This window comes from Janthinobacterium sp. TB1-E2 (genome assembly GCF_036885605.1).
GTDB lineage: Bacteria > Pseudomonadota > Gammaproteobacteria > Burkholderiales > Burkholderiaceae_D > Janthinobacterium > Janthinobacterium aestuarii.
This window is the reverse complement of record NZ_CP142523.1, coordinates 762,435-783,508: the sequence shown is the minus strand read 5'-3', so window position 1 is coordinate 783,508 and position 21,074 is coordinate 762,435. Positions and strand designations below refer to the sequence as shown.

The window sequence follows — 21,074 nt, the reverse complement described above, 5'->3', positions numbered from 1 at the left end:
CTACCCCTTATTTCTTGCCGCGGCGCGAGACGATCATGGAAGTAGTACGCTTGTTGCTGCGTGTCTTCTTACCCTTAGTCTGTTGGCCCCAAGGCGAAACTGGATGACGACCAGCTGCTGTTTTACCTTCACCACCACCGTGCGGGTGATCGACCGGGTTCATGACCACACCGCGAACGGTAGGACGAACACCGCGCCAGCGCATCGCACCAGCTTTACCGATTTTACGCAGGCTGTGCTCGGCATTGCCGACTTCACCAACCGTTGCACGGCACTCGATGTGCACGCGACGTACTTCACCCGAGCGCAGACGCACTTGAGCGTAGGTACCTTCACGTGCCATCAGCACAACGCCAGCGCCGGCGGTACGTGCCATTTGGGCACCTTTACCTGGCAGCATTTCGACGCAATGCATCACGGTACCGACTGGGATGTTACGGATTGGCAAGCAGTTACCCGATTTGATCGGTGCTTCCGAACCGTTCATCACGCTGTCGCCAACGGCCATGCCTTTGGTTGCGATGATGTAGTGACGTTCGCCGTCGGCGTAGCACAACAGAGCGATATTCGCGGTGCGGTTTGGATCGTATTCGATACGTTCCACTTTCGCTGGAATACCATCTTTGGTGCGCTTGAAGTCGATCAAGCGGTAGTGTTGCTTATGACCACCACCGATATGACGGGTGGTGATGTGACCGTTGTTGTTACGACCAGCGGTCTTGGATTTCTTTTCAACCAGGGCAGCGAACGGACGACCTTTGTACAGGTCGGCATTCACCACCTTCACCATGCCGCGACGGCCTGGCGAGGTTGGTTTCATCTTAACGAGTGCCATTATGCAGCCTCCTCGGAGAAGTTGATTTCCTGGCCAGGCTTCAGGCACACGAAAGCACGCTTGGTATGGTTACGACGACCGTTGAACTTGCCGGTGCGCTTTTGCTTACCTTCGCGGTTTGCAGTTTGCACGGACAGAACTTCAACCTTGAACAGCAGTTCGACCGCTGCCTTGATTTCAGGCTTGGTTGCATCCGGCAGTACGCGGAATACAATTTGCTCGTTCTTTTCCGCGACCATGGTGGCCTTTTCGGAAATCACGGGCGCCAACAGCACCTTCATCAAGCGTTCTTCGCTATGTTTCAAAATCGCGCTCATGCCAGCATCTCCTCAATCTTGGCCAATGCAGCTTTGGTGACCAGGATCTTCTTGTAGAACACCAGGGACATCGGGTCTGCGTGACGTGGCTCAACGACGAGTACGTTAGGCAGGTTGCGCGATGCCAGTTCCAGGTTTTCGTTCAGAACGTCGGTGATGATCAGAACCGAATCAAAGCCCAGGCCGTTCAATTTTTGCGACAACAGCTTGGTTTTTGGCGCGTCGATCGTCAGATCGTCGATGACGATCAGGCGCTCTTCGCGAGCCAGCTGCGACAGGATCGAGCAGATACCTGCGCGATACATTTTTTTATTCACTTTGTGGGTGAAGTTTTCGTCAGGCGAGTTCGGGAAAATCCGACCACCGCCGCGCCACAGTGGCGACGACGACATACCAGCACGAGCGCGGCCGGTACCTTTTTGGCGCCATGGCTTTTTCGTCGTGTGGTGAACTTCTTCACGGTCTTTTTGCTTGCGGTTACCACTACGTGCATTCGCTTGATAAGCGATGACGACTTGGTGGATCAGCGCTTCATTGTAGTCACGGCCGAAAATCGTATCGGCTGCAGCAACGTTCGAGGCGGCTTGACCTTGCGCATTCAGAAGCTTGAGTTCCATCGTTTAAGCTCCCTTCTTGGCTTTGGTTTTGATGGCTGGCGAGACAACTACCTGGCCATTTTTCGCACCTGGAATCGCGCCTTTGACCAGCAGCAGCTGACGGTCGGCATCGATACGGGCGATCACGAGGTTCTGGATCGTACGGTTAACGTCACCCAGATGACCGGTCATGCGCTTACCAGGGAAAACGCGACCTGGATCTTGTGCCATACCGATGGAACCTGGAACGTTATGCGAACGCGAGTTACCGTGCGTTGCACGGCCAGAAGCGAAGTGGTAACGTTTGATAACGCCTGCATAGCCTTTACCGATGGTAACGCCTTGCACGTCGATCTTTTGACCGACTTCGAACAGGGAAGCAGCGACAACATCGCCAGCTTTCAGTTCAGCGGCTTTGGCAGCGTCGACACGGAACTCTTTCAACAGAGTACCGGCTTCAACACCAGCTTTAGCGTGATGACCAGCAACAGCTTTGGTCACGCGGGAAGCGCGACGTTGACCGAATGCGACCTGAACAGCGGAGTAACCATCTGTTTCAGGGGTTTTGATTTGCGCAACACGGTTGTTCGATACGTCCAACACGGTGACAGGAATCGAATCCCCTTCATCCGTGAAAATGCGCATCATACCAACCTTGCGACCGAGAAGGCCTAGGCTCATTTTTTCTCCATTCCCACCTGCGATTGGGCGGGGCTTGTTTAACTACAAAGTAACGTAGGACTCAAAAAAGACGAATCCATACCGAAGCCGGCTAGTATATAGCACAAAAACCCTTGACGCAACAAGTTAACACGAGGTATGTCAAAGTGTTGCGCGACGCCCCTGCGGGAGTTGTCGGCACGCCGGAAAAATGCCGCCGCGAGCCAACTTGAGAGGCGCAAAGCACGGCGCCATGCGCCCTGGCGGGCAATGGCAGAAACACACAGGGCGCGCAATGGCTTGCGCGCCCTGTCCTGCACTTCCCGGGCGTGACGCCCGAAAAAGCTTATTGCTGGCAGTTGATCAGGCAATGCTGGTACAGATCTTCGCAGATGGGGCTGCCGCCGAGGTGCGCCCGGCAATTGGCCACTTTTTGCCCGCACTCGCTATAGCACTGCGTGACATCGCCAGCGGCAAACGCATACGAGGCGCTCAGGCCCAGCGCAAACAGGAAAGCCATCGACTTCTTGATCATATTTCATCTCCGTTTATCAGATGGAAGAACAACCAGGACGACACGCCATCCTCGCGCCGCTCCGGGCAGGCGCCGCGGCGCCCGCCATTACTTAAAAAGCAATGCCAATAGAATACCGTAAACAATACCAACCAACTACCAATTAACGACGCCGCGTACCTGCCAATCAAAAAAAGCCAGCCCGGACAAATCACCGTCCGGGCTGGCTGCAAGCATCGCGGCGCCTGGCGCCTGGCTGGTCCTTACTCTTGCGGCGCTCCTTTTCCAATCTGATACCAGTCCACCTTGCGCGTTGCCACCATGATGACGGCCAGCACGGCGAACAACAGAATGCTGCCCATCACCAGCGCATTGTTTTCCGAGCTCAGCAAGCCATACAGGGCGCCATACAACAACGTCAGGCCCACGCCGAAGCCGATGCCGCGCCAGGCGTTGCGCAGCACGTGCACCAGGTAAAAGCTGGTCAGCGTGATACAGGCGGCGCTGGCGATCAGGTAGGCGGCCAGGAAGGCGATGTGCTCGGCCAGGCCCACCAGCAGCAGGAAGAAGATCACCAGCGACAGGCCCACCAGCAGATATTGCACCGGGTGGATCGGCAGGCTTTTCAAAATTTCAAAGATGAAGAAGGCGGCAAACGTCAGCGCCACAAACAGCAAGCCATACTTGGTGGCCCGGTCCGACTGCGAATACACATTGATCGGCTCGATGAAGCCGACGCTGAAACGGTCCACCTGGCCCAGCGGTGCGCTGTCGGGCACCTTGAACTCGCCCTCGATCGTGCTCAGCTGCGTTTGCGCATTGCTGGCCAGCGACGAGATATTCCATTCGACCTGAAAGCCATCGGCATTGATCTGGCGGTGTTTCGGCGACGGCAGGAAGCGCCCGCCAAACTGCGGATGGGGCCAGTTCGACTTGATGCTGATCTGGCTGTTTTTCGCCACCGGCACGAAATGCTGGCGTTCGATGCCGTCCAGTCCCAGGTCAAAACTGAATTTCACCTGCTGCGCTTGCGCCAGCGGCATGGCGCCCAGGGGTGCATGCAGGCCGCTGCGGAAGGCAAACAGGTCGGTGCCCTGTTCGAATTCGATCTGGCGCCCGCCCCAGTCGATTTTCGGGATGTTGCGGATGCCGCGCACGTCCTCGATGGACAAGGCAACAAACGGCTCGCCCAGGGTCACGCGCGCGTCCGGCGTCTTGCGCGGCAACTGCTCAAGACTGGGCACCGTGAAGTCGCCCTTGAACGCATGCTGGCCGCTGTACACCAGCACCTGGTGGATGCCACGGTAGCGGCGGTCGGTCTCGATGGTGCCTTCCTGCAGCAAGAGGTTCGGGTACACCAGCAAGCGGCGCTGCATGACGCGGCGCTGCACCTGCGTCTGCGCCGGCACGCTGCCTTTCTGCTCCTTGTCGACGGCGATCTCGACCCGCTCGTCATATTGCTCCACATACGGGATCACGAGGATGGGACCGATGATGGTTTGTTCGCGCACCGAATCGGCGGCGATGCTGTTGACGGCTTCCTGGCGGAATTCCATCCGCTCCTTGATCGTTTCCTGAATCATCAGCAAAGGCAGGCCGATCAGCAACATCAGGCCGAACACGATCAACGCTTTGACTAAGAGGGTTTTTTGCATGGCGCATCCTTGAAGTAAGGCGGCCAGTGTAAAAAAGCTGTGTGCGCTGACGATGCAGTCTGTGTGAAGCGGGAGAATAAAGTGCGCTAGGCTAGTGGCAGGCACAGGCGCGCGCAGGCGCCGCCCTCCGCATGATTGAGCACTTCGACCGTGCCGCCATGCAGCGAGGCCACCTCGCGCACGAAGGGCAAGCCCAGGCCCGTGCTCTTGCCGGCGCTCGGGCGCGGCAGGGAATAGAAACGCTCGAAGACGCGTTCCAGCGCATACGCGGGGATGCCCGCGCCACGGTCGCGCACGGCAATTTCCACCTGGCTGCCCTGGCGCCGCGCCGTCAGGTCGATGCAACTGCCCGGTGGCGCAAAGCCGGCCGCGTTGTCGAGCAAATTGCCCAGCGCCTGGCGCAGCAGCAAGGCATCGCCGGCGACAAGCAGCTCGTCGGTATCGAGTTGCAGGCGCACGCCGCGCGCCGCCAGGGTGGCGGCCGCGTCCTGCGCCACTTGCGCCAGCAGGGGCGCCAGCGCGATGCGCTCGGGGTGATCCAGGCGCTGCTGCTTTTCCACGCGCACGAGGGCCAGCAGCTTGTCGATCAGCTGCCGCTGGCGCGCATTCTGTTCCAGGATGCTGGCAAGGAACTGGCGGCGCTCGACCGGCGGCATGTCTTCCTGCAGCAGCTCGGCCGAGGCCTGGATGGCGGCGATCGGGCTTTTCAATTCGTGCGCCAGGGTGTGCATCAGCTGCTCCACGTATTCCTTGCCTTCCAGGCGCGTGCGCATCGCCTCGAGCGCCCGCCCCAGGGTACCGATCTCGTTCTTTCCCAGCGCCGGCAGCGCCACCTTGCGCCCCGCTTCCACGTCGCCGATGTAATGCATCAGCTTGCCCAGCGCATGGTGCAGCCACCAGGCAAATGCCAGGCCGATCAGCAGCGACAGCAGCAACAGGATGGCGCCGCGCTGCAATATCTTGCGCTGGCTGCGCTCGACAAACGCTTGCACGCTGGCATTCGGCTTGGCCACCGTCAGCACGCCGATCACCTCATTGCCGTCGCGAATCGGCGCGGCCACATGCATGACGGTCGACATCTCGTCATCGGGCCGGCTGCGCGTGCTGCGCGCGCCATACTTGCCCTGCAAGGTGAGATATACGTCATTCCAGCGCGAATAGTCGCGCCCTACGTCGCGCCCGCTGGAATCGAACAGCACGATGCCGTGCCGGTCCGTGATGGTGATGCGGTAGTCGAGCGTGCGCTTGCGTACGCCATTGATATTGACGTCCACGCCATGGCGCGCGTAATCCTGCATGCGCTCGGCCACGGGCGACTGCGCCAGCGTGCCCGCCTTCACGTCGGGCGCCACCAGGCTGGCCAGCAGTTGCGAGGTATCGACCAGCGTGTCTTCCAGGGTCGAGCGCACGCCCGGCTTGACCTGCTCCATGAAGACATTCAGCAGGAACCACGCGGCCAGCCCGACGATCAGGAAGTAGCCGAGCAGGATGCGCAGGCCGATCTTCATGCGCCGGCCAGGCTGTAGCCGAGGCCACGGTGAGTGTGGATGGGGTCGACCTGCGCATCGACGGCGCGCAGCTTGGCGCGCAGCGATTTGACGTGCGCGTCGACGGTCCGCTCGAGCGTGTCGGGGGCACCACTCCACACGCGCTCCATCAGCTGCGCGCGCGACAGCACGTGGCCCGGATGCTCGAGCAGGGTTTTCAGCAGCAGGTATTCATAGCGGGTCAGGTCCAGCGGCTGGCCGTGGAACAGCACCCGCGCCTCAAGCGCGCGCAACTCGAAGCGCGCCGGCGCGGTCGCGGCGACAGGCGCGGCTATCGTCATGCCAGTCTCGCGCGGCACCTGAGCGACACCCGCGCGGCGCAGGATGACGCGGATGCGCGCCACCAGTTCGCGCGGCGAAAACGGTTTGGTGACGTAATCGTCGGCGCCGATTTCCAGGCCCACGATGCGGTCGATCTCGTCGCTGCGGGCCGTCAGGAAGATCACCGGCACGTCGGAAAACTGGCGCAGCCGGCGGCACACTTCCAGGCCGCTCATGTCGGGCAAGCCCACGTCGAGCACCACGAGAACGGGCATCTGCGCCGCTTCGCCGGGCATGGGGCGCAGCGCGGCCAGGGCGTGCTCGCCCAGCATCACATGGCGCGGCGTAAAGCCGTCCGTGCGCAAGGCATAGGCGATGCTGTCGGCAATCGCCTGTTCATCTTCCACGATCAGGACAGTCTTGGACATGGCGGCGGCACGCATTAATGGACAAGCCCGGAGTATCCCTGAAGCACGCAAGCGGCGTCAATCGCGCGGGCTGGCGAAAAGCCACCCTACCCCAAAAAACTTATAGTATATTTATTACGGCATGACTCCACCGATACACCGTGTTTGACACCCGTCCGAGGAGACTATGAAGACCCATACCATCAGCCTGCTATGCGCCGTCAGCCTGCTGGCCGCCTGCGCGGCGCCAGCGACGCTCACCACCTCCAATGAACAGCAGGACGCCTGCAACGCGGCCGAACTCAAGGGCCAGTTTGGCGAAGCGGAACTGGCTTGCGTACAGGCGCTGCGCAGTGCCGAGCAGGCCGGGGCCAGCGCGGACATCCTCTCGCAGCGCCAGTACAACCTGGGCCGCATCAAGCGCTTGCAGGGCAAGAATGCGGAAGCGGAGCAACTGTACCGGCAAGCGCTGGCCACGGAAGAAGCGGCACAGCCGCGCAGCGATGCGCGCGTTGGCCGCCGCATGGTGGAGCTGGCGTCGGCCCTGGCCGCGCAAGGCAAGTGGCAGGAAGGTACGGGCTATCTGGAACGCGTGCTGCCGCTGCTGCCGAAGCTGTCGCCCGCCTCGCGCACGTATTCGGCGGAAGTACTGCGCCAATATGCGAAGCAACTGCAAGGCGGCCCGCAAGCGGCGCTGGGCGCGCGCTTCGACGTGGTGGCGGCCAGCTTGTAAAAGTCGTCCCGAAGCCCGGCCTAAGGCTGGGCGACGTGGATGCTGGCCTTGATGTGCTTGAGGTGCGCCACGATGGTGAACGTCATCACCACCAGCAGCGACCATGAGCTCCATTTGCTGACGTGCACGACCGACCACGCGCCTAGCTGGTTCGGATAGCGCCACACGCCCCAGAAGGTGCTGATGTTTTCAGCCAGCCAGATGAAGAAGCCGACCAGCACGAAACCGAGCAGCAAGGGCATGCTGCGATCGCGGTCGAGCGGGCGGAACACCACGGTCGTGCGCGCGTACAAGCCCAGCGCGCAGGCAGCCAGATACCAGCGGTAGTCGCCGATGTAGTGGTGAGTAAAGAAGTTGGCGTAGATCAGCAGCGCGATCAGCACCGCCATCCAGTACGGTGGATGGTGGCGGATCCGCATGTCGAGCAGGCGCCAGGTCTGGATGATGTAGCTGCCGACGGCCGCATACATGAAGCCGGAAAACAGGGGCACGCCGAACACCTTGGTGTAGGCGAAGTCGGGATAGCTCCACGATTGGATCGTCCCCGACACCTTGAACACTTCCAGCGCGAAGCCGACCGCATGAAACAGGCAGATGGCTTTCAATTCATCCCACGTCTCCAGCCCGCTCCAAACCATCGCGCCCTGGATCGCCAGCGCCACCAGCAGCAGCACGTCATAGCGCGGCAGGCCGAACAGGCCGGCGCGCGGCACCAGGAAGACGGCGGCAAAAAACAGCCCCACAAACAGGCACGACCTCGCCTCCTTGATGCCGAAATACAAGAATTCGGTCAGGAAGCGCGGCCAGCCGCGCAGGCGCTCACGGGGAGCGGCATTTAACAGATGGGTATCGAGGGCGTTAAGCATGCAGCAACTTTATCGGCCGGCTGCGGCACTGTAAAGCGATTTTGCAGAGGTGCGCGGGCACCAATAGCAATGGGGCCGGGCGCACTCACGATCGTGAGCAGGCCCGGCCCCATCATCAGGCAGCGGGATACCCCGCCGGCCTTTTAAAAACGATTATTGCAGTTTGATTTCGACATCAACACCAGCTGGCAGGTCCAGCTTCATCAGCGCGTCAACGGTTTTGTCCGTTGGGTCAACGATGTCCATCAGGCGTTGGTGCGTACGGATCTCGAACTGATCGCGCGAAGTTTTGTTGACGTGCGGGGAACGCAGCACATCGAAACGTTGAATACGGGTAGGCAGTGGTACTGGGCCTTTGACGACAGCGCCGGTGCGCTTCGCGGTTTCAACGATTTCCAGAGCGGACTGGTCGATCAGTTTGTAATCGAAAGCCTTCAGGCGGATACGGATTTTTTGGTTTGGTGCCGACATGATATTTCCTTAAAAGAACGAACCGCGCGGTTTGCACGGCAATGAGGTCATACGGGAATTTCTGACGCAACAACCGTCAGGGTCGACATGATAGCACCAAAATGCTTGCCAACCCCGGCAGTTGAATAAAAAGAAGGGCGCCGGGCGACGACGCGTCTTCTTTTATGCAGGCTTAAGAATTAAGCCAGGATTTTTGCAACAACACCAGCGCCGACGGTACGGCCGCCTTCGCGGATAGCGAAGCGCAGACCTTCTTCCATCGCGATCGGGTTGATCAGCTTGACGGTGATCGACACGTTATCGCCTGGCATGACCATTTCTTTGTCTGCTGGCAACTCGATCGAACCAGTTACGTCCGTCGTACGGAAGTAGAACTGTGGACGATAGTTGTTGAAGAATGGCGTATGACGGCCGCCTTCGTCTTTCGACAGAACATAGATCTCGCCGGTGAAGTGTGCATGCGGCTTGATCGAGCCTGGCTTGGCCAGAACTTGACCACGTTGCACGTCTTCACGCTTGGTGCCGCGCAGCAGCAGACCAACGTTGTCGCCAGCTTGACCTTGGTCCAGCAGCTTGCGGAACATTTCCACGCCGGTGCAAGTCGTTTTGACGGTATCGGTGATACCGACGATTTCGATCTCTTCGCCGACTTTGACAATGCCGCGCTCGATACGACCGGTCACAACGGTACCACGACCCGAGATCGAGAACACGTCTTCCACTGGCATCAGGAAAGCACCGTCAACAGCGCGCTCTGGCGTTGGGATGTAAGCATCCAGCGCATCGGCCAGACGCAGCACTGCGTCAACGCCCATTTCGCCTTCTTTGCCTTCCAGCGCCATACGTGCCGAACCTTTGATGATTGGCAGGTCGTCGCCTGGGAATTCGTACTTCGACAACAGCTCGCGCACTTCCATTTCAACCAGTTCCAGCAGCTCTGCGTCGTCGACCAGGTCGCACTTGTTCAGGAACACGATGATGTATGGAACGCCAACTTGGCGGGCCAGCAGGATGTGTTCGCGGGTCTGTGGCATTGGGCCATCAGCTGCGGAGCACACCAGGATCGCGCCGTCCATCTGGGCTGCACCGGTAATCATGTTTTTGATGTAATCGGCGTGGCCTGGGCAGTCAACGTGCGCGTAGTGACGCGTTTCCGTTTCGTACTCGACGTGGGCGGTGTTGATCGTGATACCGCGCGCTTTTTCTTCTGGTGCTGCATCGATCTGGTCGTATGCTTTAGCTTCGCCGCCGAATTTCTTCGACAGAACCGTTGCGATTGCAGCGGTCAGCGTGGTTTTACCGTGGTCGACGTGGCCGATGGTGCCGACGTTGACGTGCGGCTTGGTCCGTTCGAATTTACCTTTTGCCATTTTATTCTTCCTTAGAACAATGATTTAAATGTAGGGACCGGCATTCTCGTGAAAGCCGGCCCGGAACTTCTATTACTTAGCTTTCGAGCTTACGATTGCTTCAGTCACATGCTTAGGTGCTTCAGCATAGTGCTTGAATTCCATCGTGTAAGTCGCACGACCTTGGGTCGACGAACGCAACGATGTGGCGTAACCGAACATTTCCGACAGAGGTACTTCGGCCTTGATGATCTTGCCGCCACCGCCAGCAATTTCATCCATACCTTGCACCATGCCGCGACGCGACGACAGATCGCCCATCACGGTACCGGCGTAGTCTTCCGGCGTTTCCACTTCCACGGCCATCATCGGCTCCAGGATGACTGGCGATGCTTTGCGGCAGCCATCTTTGAATGCCATCGAAGCGGCCATGCGGAATGCATTTTCGTTCGAGTCAACATCATGGTACGAACCGAAGAACAGCGTGACTTTCACGTCAACGACTGGGTAACCAGCCATCACGCCCGAAGTCAGCGTGTCGCGCACACCTTTTTCAACTGCAGGGATGTATTCGCGAGGAACGGTACCGCCCTTGATCGCGTCAACGAATTCGAAGCCCTTGCCCGGTTCTTGCGGTTCGATCTTCAGAACCACGTGACCGTATTGACCACGACCACCCGATTGCTTGACGAATTTGCCTTCCGACTCTTCGCACACTTTACGGATCGTTTCGCGGTAAGCCACTTGTGGCTTGCCGACGGTCGCTTCAACGTTGAATTCGCGCTTCATGCGGTCAACGATGATGTCCAGATGCAACTCGCCCATACCGGCGATGATGGTCTGGCCCGATTCTTCATCGGTACGCACGCGGAACGATGGATCTTCTGCAGCCAGGCGGTTCAGCGCCAGGCCCATTTTTTCCTGGTCGGCCTTGGTTTTTGGCTCGACTGCCTGCGAAATCACTGGCTCAGGGAAGACCATGCGTTCCAGAACGACACTGGCTTTTTCGTCGCAAAGCGTATCGCCGGTGGTGGTGTCTTTCAGACCCACAACAGCGGCGATGTCGCCAGCGCGCATTTCCTTGATTTCTTCGCGTTCGTTCGCTTGCATCTGCACGATACGGCCGATACGCTCTTTCTTCTGCTTCACGGAGTTCAACACCGAGTCGCCCGAATTCAGGGTACCCGAGTAGCAACGGATGAAGCACAACTGACCGACGAACGGATCGGTTGCGATCTTGAACGCCAATGCCGAGAATTTCTCATTGTCGTCAGCTGCGCGCTCGACTGGCTGCTCGTCCTCGTCCAGACCTGGGACAGGCGGAATGTCGATTGGCGATGGCAGGTACTCGATGACCGCGTCCAACATGGCTTGTACGCCCTTGTTTTTAAAGGCGGTACCGCACAACATTGGAACGATTTCGCTGGCGATGGTACGCTGACGCAGGGCAGCCTTGATCTCTTCTTCCGAGAGGTCGCCTTCTTCCAGGTACTTGTTCATCAGGTCTTCCGACGCTTCAGCAGCGGCTTCAACCATGTTTTCGCGCCACTTGGCAGCATCAGCGGCCAGGTGTGCAGGAATGTCGCCGTATTCGAACTTCATGCCTTGCGAAGCGTCGTCCCAGATAACCGCTTTCATCTTGACCAGATCGATAACACCGGTGAAGACGTCTTCAGCGCCGATAGGCATCTGAATAGGTACTGGGTTGGCTTTCAGACGCGAACGCATCTGATCGTAGACCTTGAAGAAGTTGGCGCCGGTACGGTCCATCTTGTTCACGAAGGCCAGACGTGGCACTTTGTACTTGTTAGCCTGACGCCATACCGTTTCCGATTGTGGCTGCACGCCGCCGACTGCACAGTAAACCATGCAGGCGCCATCCAACACGCGCATCGAACGTTCCACTTCAATGGTGAAGTCAACGTGGCCTGGGGTGTCGATGATGTTGATGTGGTGAGCTGGGAAGTTGTTTGCCATGCCTTTCCAGAAGCACGTAACAGCAGCCGAGGTAATCGTGATACCGCGCTCTTGCTCTTGTGCCATCCAGTCGGTGGTGGCAGCGCCATCATGGACTTCGCCCAGCTTGTGGTTCACGCCTGTGTAGAACAGGACGCGCTCGGTCGTGGTCGTCTTACCTGCATCGATGTGAGCGGAGATACCGATATTACGATAGCGCTCAATGGGGGTCTTGCGGGCCATAATTAATCCTAAATGAATGGACAAAACCGAGCAGCATTTTTTTGCAAAAATGAGCCCGGCCTCGAACAACAGATGCTTGACAGCCGCCTTGCGGTAGCTGGCTTTATATTAGAAGCGGAAATGCGAGAACGCTTTGTTCGCTTCAGCCATACGATGGACTTCGTCGCGTTTTTTCATCGCGCCGCCGCGGCTTTCAGCCGCTTCCATCAGCTCACCGCCGAGGCGTTGTGGCATCGATTTTTCGCTGCGCTTGTTAGCAGCTTCACGCAACCAACGCATGGACAGAGCCATACGACGGACTGGGCGAACTTCGACCGGCACCTGGTAGTTTGCACCACCGACGCGACGGGATTTCACCTCAACCAGCGGCTTGGCGTTGTTGATTGCGGTAGCAAAAACTTCGAGCGGATCTTTGCCCGATTTTGCTGCGATGTGCTCGAAAGCACCGTAGATGATGTTTTCTGCAACCGATTTCTTACCGGACAGCATCAGCACGTTTACAAATTTAGCGACATCAGTGTTGCCGAATTTTGGATCTGGCAAAATTTCGCGCTTGGGTACTTCACGACGACGTGGCATATCAATTCCTTTCAATCTTCAGTTGAGCGCGCGTTCTTCGCACACTCGCGGACGACCATCATAGTCTTCCACTTACTCGACCAGATGCGGTCGACTACATTCACTTAGCTAGTTGCCACTGAGCGAAACTTGGGTTTGCTGCGTACAACTTATTACTTCTTGCCAGCTTTAGCGCGCTTGGTACCGTACTTCGAACGCGATTGCTTACGGTCTTTAACGCCTTGGGTATCCAGAGCACCGCGAACCATGTGGTAACGCACACCCGGCAAATCCTTGACGCGGCCGCCGCGCAACAGCACAACACTATGCTCTTGCAGGTTATGGCCTTCACCGCCAATGTACGAAATGACTTCGAAACCATTGGTCAGGCGAACTTTAGCGACTTTACGCAGAGCCGAGTTAGGCTTCTTTGGAGTCGTGGTGTAAACACGTGTGCAGACGCCACGTTTTTGCGGGCTGTTTTCCAGCGCCGGCGATTTGCTCTTCACGGTCAAAGCGACGCGTGGATTGCGAATCAATTGATTGATGGTTGGCATCGTTATAAATCCAACAAAAAACTACGATTAATAACCCGGGCAAGATGCCCGGCGACTAAAACCTCGTCCCGCTTTCATCTACTGCGCACCGGAGGCGCCCGCAGCCACTCGATTAGGAGCGGCCATGAAATGCCAAGTAATGCGTAAACGATGAGCAGAATAAAATCGAGAACTCGCTAGTTTAGACCTTGTGCCACAGGGGGTCAATCGGTTTACCACTTTTTGCTATAAAAAAAGGCAAAAATGGCAGGTGTTTGTGGCATTTTGACTAATTTTTGGCGCCGATGCGCGGATGCCGGTATGCGTAAACGATTGATGATTTGGCATTCTTCCCCTGCGGCCAAGCATCTGCCGTGCACATTCTTGTGTGACCGCAAGACAACAAAAGGATTGATAATAGCGGACATTTTTCGCTGCCCTCCCGCCCTCCTTTATGCGCTCCTTGCTTCGCCCCGCCAATCTGATCCTGCTCCTGACGTATGCCTCGCTGACGGCCGTGCCCTTCATCCCTGCGCTGCTGGGGCGTGCGCTCGAGCATCCGTGGCAGATGCTCACGTTCGAGCTGCTGGCCTGGCTGGCCGTGTGGGGCATCTTCAAGCGCCCCGCCTACTTCCACTGGTTGCTGGTGCCCGCCTTCCTGGCCTTGCCGACGGAAATCTACCTGTTCATCTTTTATGGCCAGGGCATTTCCACGCACCACCTGGGCATCATCTTCGAAACCAGCCCCAAGGAAGCGATGGAATTCCTCGGGCAAAAAGTATGGCTGATGGGCGCCGTCATGCTGGGCGTGATCACCTGGTGCGCCCTGAGCTGGTATGCGGCCACGCGCACGCGCGACCTCGATTGGCGCGGCAAGACGCGCCCGGCCGCCTTCGTGCTGCTGATCCTGCTGGGCGGCTTCTGGTGGTATGGCTACGAATTCGGTTTCGAGGCCAAGGCCGTGCACAGCGCCGCCGCGTCCGCCAAGGCAAGCAAGCCGGCGGCCAGCGCCAAGCCGGGTGCTTCCGGCTTCGGCGACGCCAGCTCGGCCGACGATGAAACGGAAGAGGAAGACGAGGAAAGCAGCAAGCCAGAGAACGCCAGCATCGCCGGCGCCGATGAAACGGGCCTGGGCTGGCCCAGCCTGCCCCACTGGGCGCGCCTGCCCTACGCCTTCGACACCGTCAGCAATTCCTGGCCCTTCGGCCTGGCAGCGCGCGGCTTCGATTTCTACAAGGAACGCAAGTACCTGGCCGAGCTGGGACAGAAAAGCAGCAGCTTCCGTTTCGGCGCGCACCAGCAACAGCCCGATACCAGCCCGGAAGTGGTGGTCATGGTGATCGGCGAATCGTCGCGCTACGACCGCTGGAGCTTGAACGGCTACGAACGCGACACCAATCCCCTGCTGAAACAGGAAAGCAACCTGGTGCCGCTGGCCGACGTCATCACGGCCGTTTCCGCCACGCGCCTGTCCGTGCCCGTCATCATCTCGCGCAAGCCGGCCACGCAAAGCCTCAAGGATGGCTTCTCGGAAAAATCCTTCCTGACCGCCTACAAGGAAGCGGGCTTCAAGACCTACTGGCTGTCGAACCAGATCTCGTTCGGCCAGTTCGACACGCCCGTGTCCGTCTTCGCCAAGGAAGCGGACGTGGTGCAATTCCTGAACCTGGGCGGCTTTACCAACAGTTCGAACTTCGACCAGATCCTGTTCGACCCGTTCAAGAACGCGCTGGCCGACCCGGCGCCGAAAAAACTCATCGTGCTGCACACCCTGGGCAGCCACTGGAACTACAGCCAGCGCTATCCGAAGGCCTTCGACAAGTGGCAGCCGTCGCTGTTCGGCGTCGACAAGCCCGTCTACACGGACACGGCCATCAAGCCGCAGCTGAACAACAGCTACGACAGCTCCATCCTGTACACGGACTGGTTCCTGTCGAACGTGATCGGCATGCTGAAGGACGACGGCCAGCGCACGGCCCTGCGCAGCTCGCTCGTCTATGTGGCCGACCACGGCCAGACCCTGTACGACGGCACCTGCCGCCTGGCCTTCCACGGGCACAACACGCAATTCGAATTCCACGTGCCCGCCTTCGTCTGGTATTCGCCGCAATTCCAGCAGCACTATCCGGACAAGGTAACGCAGCTGCGGCGCCATCAGAAGGCGCGCCTGTCGACGGAAAACATGTTCCATACCCTGCTCGACCTGGGCGACATCCGCTTTGCCGGCGAACAGCCCGAATGGAGCATCGCCAGCGCCCGCTTCAAGCAGCACAAGCGCTACGTCGACAGCTACGGCTGGACCAACTACGACAACGCCATCATCCGCGGCGATTGCCGCGAAGTGATCGACAAGAGCACGCCGGAAAAGCAGGACAAGTAAGGGCGGCCATCACGCCCGTTCGAGCACGCCGCCGCAATCGGCCGGCTGCGCCATGTGCGTGCTGAGCCAATCGAAGACGCGCCCCGCCTTGTCCGCGATACCGGCGTCAAAACCGCGCTGCGCGAGCAGCGCGATGCCATTCGTGGCCTGCAGCACGCCAGGCGCCAGCAATAACGCGCCCGCCTCATCGCGGCGCACGCACCACGGCGCCAGACAGTCTTCCAGCAGCGGCCCCAATACCAGATTGTGCGACGAGACGATCACCAGGTGATCTGCGGCCAGGCTGTGCAGCACGGCGGCGGCCGCCGCCACCGACTCGAGGTGGTTCGTGCCGCGGAAAATCTCGTCGATCAGGAACAGGGCCGGCGCCCCCTCTTCGGCCAATGCCAGCAATTCGCGCGCGCGCCGCAATTCGGCGATATACAAACTTTCGCCGCCATCGAGCGAATCCTCGTTCTGCATGCTCGAATACAGCGGCAGCATGGGCACCCAGGCCGCCTGCGCATAGCAAAAGCCGAAGGCGCGCGCACTGATCAGATTGAGGCCCACGCCGCGCAACAAGGTACTTTTACCCACCGCATTCTGCCCCGAAATGAAGGCGCCGCGTAAATCAAGCTTCAGCGACAGGGGCATGGCGCCGTCCAGCAACGGATGCACCATGGCCTCAAACGACAACTGCCGCGCATCGGCTTGCTGCGCCCAACAAAACTCTTCACGGCCGCGCAGGTGGCGCGCCAGAGCCAGGTCCGCCTCCAGGTCGGCCAGCAGCAGGAAACTCTGGCGCAAGAAGGCGCGTTCGCGTTGCACCACACGCAGGCTGTGAAAGTAGCGGCGGATATTGCCCAGCATGAGCCAGTCGTCATATTCGCTCAGTAAAGGGACCATCTTAATCCAGCGCACTGGCGTGATCTGGCGGTTGATCACGCCCGCAGCCCGCCCGCCTTCTCGCAGCTCCGCCGTGAGCGCGGTATCGAGCGCGCCCAGGCGGCCATGCACCAGCAGTATCTGCTGCAAGGTAAACACGCTGCGCTCCCACGGTTTGCAACGGTCGTGTAAGCGCATCTGCAACGCCATCAGCAAGAGCCAGACGGGCACCGCGACGGCCCATGCCAGCGGCGCAAACAGCCACGCGGCCAGCAGCGACGCCAACAGCGCCAGCGTCGGCAGCAGCAGCCAGCGGCTCCACCACGGCGGTGCTGGCAGCGGTGCGCCGCACAACAGCGCCGCCACTTCCATGTCCGCCGTGCGCAGCGGCTGCATCGCTTGCTCGATCACCGCCTGCTGTGCCGGCGCGGCCAGCAAGGCCGCGATGCGCACCTGCGAGACGGCGCCGGCCGCACCGCTTGCCAGGCGCTGATGCAATCGCTGCTGGCCAAGAATGCTGGTCTGCGTGGCCAGTCGCGCATGATAGTCGTCGAGCAGCATTTCATCCCACGTCTGGCGATCAAGCTGGGGCGAACCACCGTCGAGCCGCTGCAGCATGGCGATGTCGCTGGCGGCAAATGGATAATCGAGTTCCGGCGGCTCAGGCAGGCTGGCAAACTGGCGCAGCCAGGGACGCAGGCGGGCAAACAGGGAGGGAGAAGGCGACATCATGCTCCAAAGAAGGGGACCGGCATGGCGCCGCGCGCCATCACTGCCTGGGTCGCAGATCAGGTCGATTGCCAGAATATCAAGATCCATGCGCAAACGCCGCGATATTACCGCGCGCGCGGACACCGCTTGGACAGCGCGGACACGGCGGACAGCCGGACGCCAGAATTTTTCCCGATTCAAATCAATGACTTAATAACTGGCATGGATCGTGCATTGTAAAAGGTATCCTTCACGAGACATGACCATGATCCGCGATACTTCCTCCCAAGACGCCGTACTGACCGCCCCGCCGGGCCAGCGCCACAAGCGACGCGCCCTGCTGCTGGCCGGCGCCGTCATCGTCATCGGCGGCGCCATCGCTGCCGTTGCCGGCTGGCGCAACAGCGAGCATTCCGTCAACAGCAGCCGCCTGCGCATCGCCGATGTCACGCGCGGCACCCTGATACGTGACGCCGCCGTCACGGGCCGCGTCGTCGCCGCCATCAGTCCCACCCTGTATTCGACCACCGTGGCCACCGTCACGCTGAAAGCGAAGGCGGGCGACACGGTGAAAAAGGGCGACATCCTGGCCGTGCTGGAGTCGCCGGACCTGTCCGACGCACTCAAGCGCGAACAATCGAGCGTGCAGCAGCTGGAGGCGGAAGTGGCGCGCCAGCAGATCCTGGCCAAGAAGCAGAAACTGCTGGCGCGGCGCGAAGCCGATACGGCTGAAATCGACCGCCTGTCCGCACAGCGCACGCTCGAACGCTACGAGAGCGTGGCGCAGGTGGGCATCATCGCCAAGATCGATTACCAGAAGGCCAAGGACGCCTTGAATTCGGCCGATATCCGCAGCAAGCACGCTTCGCAGGCGGCGGGCCTGGAAAGCGAAGACGTGACCCTGGCCCTGAAAACAAAGAGCAATGAACTCGAACGCCAGCGTCTCGTCCGCGACAATGCCCAGCGCAGGGTCGATGAACTGACCGTGCGTGCGCCCGTCAACGGCTTCATCGGCACCCTATCGGTGGCCAACCGCAGCGTGGTGCAAGCCAATACGGCACTGATGACCCTGGTCGACCTGTCGCAGCTGGAAGTCGAGCTCGAGGTGCCGGAAACGTATGTGGCCGACATCGGCCTGGGCATGCGCGCCGAGATCGAAACAGGCGCCATCCGTGCCACCGGCAAGCTGTCGGCGCTGTCGCCCGAAGTGGTGAAAAACCAAGTGCTGGCGCGCGTGCGTTTCGACGGCGAACAGCCGGCCGGCCTGCGCCAGAACCAGCGCGTGGCGGCGCGCCTGCTGATCGATGAAAAACCGAATGTGCTGATGCTGGCGCGCGGCTCCTTCGTCGAAGCGGAAGGCGGCCGTTTCGCCTACGTCGTGCGCGACGGCGTGGCGATGCGCACGCCGATCAAGCTGGGCGCGACCAGCGTGTCGGCCGTGGAAATCCTCGACGGCTTGAAGCTGGGCGACAAGGTGGTCATCGCCGGTACGGAAAACTTTGAGAACGCGGCCCGCGTCTCGCTCAACTGACACATCATTCAACTTATACCCTGAGAGGCCCTCCATGCTGCGCATGCAAAACCTGAGCAAAGTCTACCGCACCCACATGATCGAAACCCACGCGCTGCGCGGCTTCGACATCCATGTGCAACAAGGTGAATTCGTCACCGTCACGGGGCCGTCCGGCTCGGGCAAGACGAGCTTTCTGAACATCGCCGGCCTGCTCGAGGAATTCACCGACGGCGAATACATACTCGACGGCGTCAACGTCAGGGGCATGGACGACAATGCCCGCTCGCGCCTGCGCAATGAAAAACTCGGCTTCATCTTCCAGGGTTTTAATCTGATTCCCGACCTGTCGCTGTTCGACAACGTCGACGTGCCGCTGCGCTACCGGGGCTTCAACCGCGCCGAACGCAAGGAACGCATCGAGGACGCGCTGGCCAAGGTCGGCCTGGCGTCGCGCATGAAACACTATCCGGCCGAATTGTCGGGCGGACAGCAGCAGCGCGTGGCGATCGCGCGCGCGCTGGCCGGCTCGCCCAAGCTGCTGCTGGCCGATGAACCGACGGGCAACCTGGACACGCAGATGGCGCGCGGCGTGATGGAACTGCTGGAAGACATCAACGCGCAAGGCACCACCATCCTAATGGTCACGCACGATCCGGAACTGGCGCTGCGCAGCCAGCGCAACGTGCACATCATCGACGGCCAGGTGTCGGACCTGGTGCAGCACGGCGCCACGCTGTCGGCCAGGCCGCAGCACGCCGCGACCGCGTAAGGAGAGCGCATGTTCCGCTACTATTTCACCTTGGGCTTGCGCAGCCTGCGCCGCAACCGCGCCCTGACGGCGCTGATGATACTGACCCTGGCCGTCGGCGTGGCCGCCAGCGTGTCCACCGTCACCATCCTGCACGCCATGTCGGGCGACCCGCTGCCGCACAAGAGCGACCGCCTGTTCGTGCCGATGATCGACATCCTGCCCATGAAAGGCTATGTCGCCGGTGAAAAGCCGGGCTTTCCGCAAATGCAGATGAGCTATATCGACGCCCAGAACTTCATGCGCAGCAAAATCGGCGTGCGCCGCACCGTGATGTTCGGCGTGGCCGGCCCGGTCGAACCCTTGCGCAAGGATATCGGCGTCTTCAATGCGCAGGGCATGGCGCCCACGCGCGACTTCTTTGCCATGTTCGAGCCGCCGTTCCTGTACGGCCAGCCATGGAGCGACGCCGACGACGCCAGCGGCGCCGACGTGATCGTGCTCAGCCGCGCGCTGTCGGAGAAACTGGTCGGCAGCGCCAATCCGGTCGGCCAGCGCGTCACGGTGCTGGGCCGGCCCTACATGGTGACGGGCGTCTTGGCCACCTGGGACGTCGTGCCGCGCGCCCATCACATTATCGGCAGCAAGGGGGCATTCGGGCCGGAGGACGAATTCTTCATTCCATTCGCCAGCGCCATCCGCCACGAGACCGTGCACGATGGCGGCATGAGCTGCAACGGCGACAATAACGCACCCGGCTACCAGGGCACGCTCGCCTCGGGCTGCACCTGGCTGCAGTTCTGGTTCGAGATGGCCAGCAGCGGCGAGCGCGGCCAGTTGCAGCAATACCTGGACGCCTATGCGGGCGAGCAGCGCAAGCTGGGGCGCATGCAGCGCAATGCGCCGAACAGCCTGTACGACCTGAACGAATGGATGGGCTTTTTGCAGGTGGTCGACAACGACAACAAGCTGGCGGCATGGCTGGCCTTCGGCTTCTTGCTGCTGTGCCTGGTCAATACCATCGGCCTGCTGCTGGCGAAGTTTTCCGTGCGCGCGTCCGAGGTGGGCATCCGCCGCGCGCTGGGCGCCACCCGGCGCGACATCTTCCGCCAGTTCCTGATCGAGACCACCGTGATCGGCCTGGCCGGTGGCGTACTGGGCCTTCTGCTGGCGTTTGGCGCACTGGCCGTGGTCAGCAAGCACTCGGAGGATCTGGGCACGGTCGCGCACATGGACATACCGATGCTGCTGCTGACGTTTGCCATGTCGGTGCTGGCCGCCGTGCTGGCAGGCCTGCTGCCCACCTGGCGCGCCTGCCAGGTGACGCCGGCGATCCAGCTCAAATCCCAATGAA

20 protein-coding genes are annotated in these 21,074 nt (G+C 60.2%); 5 read left to right on the top strand and 15 right to left on the bottom strand.

From position 1 onward, the window contains the following. Nucleotides 1-7: 7 nt before the first annotated feature. From rplB to creB, 8 genes are all read right to left on the bottom strand, one after another. Entirely contained in the window at nt 8-835 is an 828-nt protein-coding gene (gene rplB / locus OPV09_RS03455) for a 50S ribosomal protein L2 (protein WP_034753198.1), read from the bottom strand. Further along, nucleotides 835-1,152 carry a 50S ribosomal protein L23 gene (gene rplW / locus OPV09_RS03450; RefSeq protein WP_010394398.1) on the bottom strand — a complete coding sequence of 106 codons (318 nt, stop codon included), beginning with the start codon at nt 1,150-1,152 and terminating at the stop codon, nt 835-837. Before rplW ends, rplB begins: the two co-directional genes overlap by 1 nt. Continuing rightward, nucleotides 1,149-1,769 (bottom strand): 50S ribosomal protein L4, encoded by a 621-nt coding sequence (rplD, locus tag OPV09_RS03445; RefSeq protein ID WP_034753197.1) that lies wholly within the window; start codon nt 1,767-1,769, stop codon nt 1,149-1,151. Before rplD ends, rplW begins: the two co-directional genes overlap by 4 nt. A gap of 3 nt (nt 1,770-1,772) precedes the next feature. Further along, nucleotides 1,773-2,429 carry a 50S ribosomal protein L3 gene (rplC, locus tag OPV09_RS03440; RefSeq protein WP_010394393.1) on the bottom strand — a complete coding sequence of 219 codons (657 nt, stop codon included), beginning with the start codon at nt 2,427-2,429 and terminating at the stop codon, nt 1,773-1,775. 325 nt (nt 2,430-2,754) lie between these two features. Further along, a complete protein-coding gene (locus OPV09_RS03435) occupies nt 2,755-2,943 on the bottom strand; it encodes a hypothetical protein (RefSeq protein ID WP_034753196.1) in 189 nt (62 codons plus the stop codon). 242 nt (nt 2,944-3,185) lie between these two features. Then, nucleotides 3,186-4,577 (bottom strand): cell envelope integrity protein CreD, encoded by a 1,392-nt coding sequence (gene creD, locus OPV09_RS03430; RefSeq protein WP_338680551.1) that lies wholly within the window; start codon nt 4,575-4,577, stop codon nt 3,186-3,188. A gap of 86 nt (nt 4,578-4,663) precedes the next feature. Next, nucleotides 4,664-6,085: a two-component system sensor histidine kinase CreC gene (gene creC, locus OPV09_RS03425; protein ID WP_338680550.1), complete on the bottom strand. Its 1,422-nt coding sequence runs from the start codon at nt 6,083-6,085 to the stop codon at nt 4,664-4,666. Next, entirely contained in the window at nt 6,082-6,813 is a 732-nt protein-coding gene (gene creB / locus OPV09_RS03420) for a two-component system response regulator CreB (protein WP_338680549.1), read from the bottom strand. Before creB ends, creC begins: the two co-directional genes overlap by 4 nt. A gap of 166 nt (nt 6,814-6,979) precedes the next feature. Between creB and OPV09_RS03415 the strand changes: the two genes are divergently transcribed. Then, entirely contained in the window at nt 6,980-7,525 is a 546-nt protein-coding gene (locus OPV09_RS03415; protein ID WP_051991374.1) for a tetratricopeptide repeat protein, read from the top strand. 20 nt (nt 7,526-7,545) lie between these two features. Here the strand turns inward: OPV09_RS03415 and OPV09_RS03410 are convergent, their stop codons facing one another. From OPV09_RS03410 to rpsL, 6 genes are all read right to left on the bottom strand, one after another. Further along, complete coding sequence (locus OPV09_RS03410; RefSeq protein WP_046681662.1) at nt 7,546-8,391, bottom strand: DUF817 domain-containing protein; 846 nt, start codon at nt 8,389-8,391, stop codon at nt 7,546-7,548. A gap of 153 nt (nt 8,392-8,544) precedes the next feature. Continuing rightward, on the bottom strand, nt 8,545-8,862 hold the full coding sequence (gene rpsJ / locus OPV09_RS03405) for a 30S ribosomal protein S10 (protein ID WP_010394389.1): 318 nt from the start codon (nt 8,860-8,862) through the stop codon (nt 8,545-8,547). A gap of 179 nt (nt 8,863-9,041) precedes the next feature. Continuing rightward, the gene (gene tuf / locus OPV09_RS03400; protein WP_034753125.1) at nt 9,042-10,232 is read right to left on the bottom strand and encodes an elongation factor Tu; all 1,191 of its coding nucleotides are present in this window, start codon (nt 10,230-10,232) and stop codon (nt 9,042-9,044) included. 72 nt (nt 10,233-10,304) lie between these two features. Then, the gene (gene fusA, locus OPV09_RS03395) at nt 10,305-12,410 is read right to left on the bottom strand and encodes an elongation factor G (protein ID WP_034753184.1); all 2,106 of its coding nucleotides are present in this window, start codon (nt 12,408-12,410) and stop codon (nt 10,305-10,307) included. A gap of 108 nt (nt 12,411-12,518) precedes the next feature. Further along, on the bottom strand, nt 12,519-12,989 hold the full coding sequence (gene rpsG / locus OPV09_RS03390; protein WP_010394377.1) for a 30S ribosomal protein S7: 471 nt from the start codon (nt 12,987-12,989) through the stop codon (nt 12,519-12,521). 152 nt (nt 12,990-13,141) lie between these two features. Then, nucleotides 13,142-13,525, bottom strand: a complete 384-nt coding sequence (gene rpsL, locus OPV09_RS03385; RefSeq protein ID WP_010394376.1) for a 30S ribosomal protein S12 — start codon at nt 13,523-13,525, stop codon at nt 13,142-13,144. Between the two features lie 433 nt (nt 13,526-13,958). Between rpsL and OPV09_RS03380 the strand changes: the two genes are divergently transcribed. Continuing rightward, entirely contained in the window at nt 13,959-15,884 is a 1,926-nt protein-coding gene (locus tag OPV09_RS03380; protein ID WP_338680543.1) for a phosphoethanolamine transferase, read from the top strand. A 9-nt stretch (nt 15,885-15,893) separates the two neighbouring features. Here the strand turns inward: OPV09_RS03380 and OPV09_RS03375 are convergent, their stop codons facing one another. Then, on the bottom strand, nt 15,894-17,567 hold the full coding sequence (locus OPV09_RS03375) for a MutS-related protein (protein ID WP_338680541.1): 1,674 nt from the start codon (nt 17,565-17,567) through the stop codon (nt 15,894-15,896). 157 nt (nt 17,568-17,724) lie between these two features. Between OPV09_RS03375 and OPV09_RS03370 the strand changes: the two genes are divergently transcribed. The 3 genes from OPV09_RS03370 to OPV09_RS03360 are packed head-to-tail and all read left to right on the top strand — an operon-like array spanning nt 17,725 to nt 21,073. Then, nucleotides 17,725-18,990, top strand: coding sequence for an efflux RND transporter periplasmic adaptor subunit (locus OPV09_RS03370; protein ID WP_338680540.1), 1,266 nt, complete (start codon nt 17,725-17,727; stop codon nt 18,988-18,990). A gap of 34 nt (nt 18,991-19,024) precedes the next feature. After that, complete coding sequence (locus OPV09_RS03365; protein WP_070301644.1) at nt 19,025-19,741, top strand: ABC transporter ATP-binding protein; 717 nt, start codon at nt 19,025-19,027, stop codon at nt 19,739-19,741. A gap of 9 nt (nt 19,742-19,750) precedes the next feature. Next, on the top strand, nt 19,751-21,073 hold the full coding sequence (locus tag OPV09_RS03360) for an ABC transporter permease (protein ID WP_072457727.1): 1,323 nt from the start codon (nt 19,751-19,753) through the stop codon (nt 21,071-21,073). Nucleotide 21,074 lies beyond the last annotated feature (1 nt).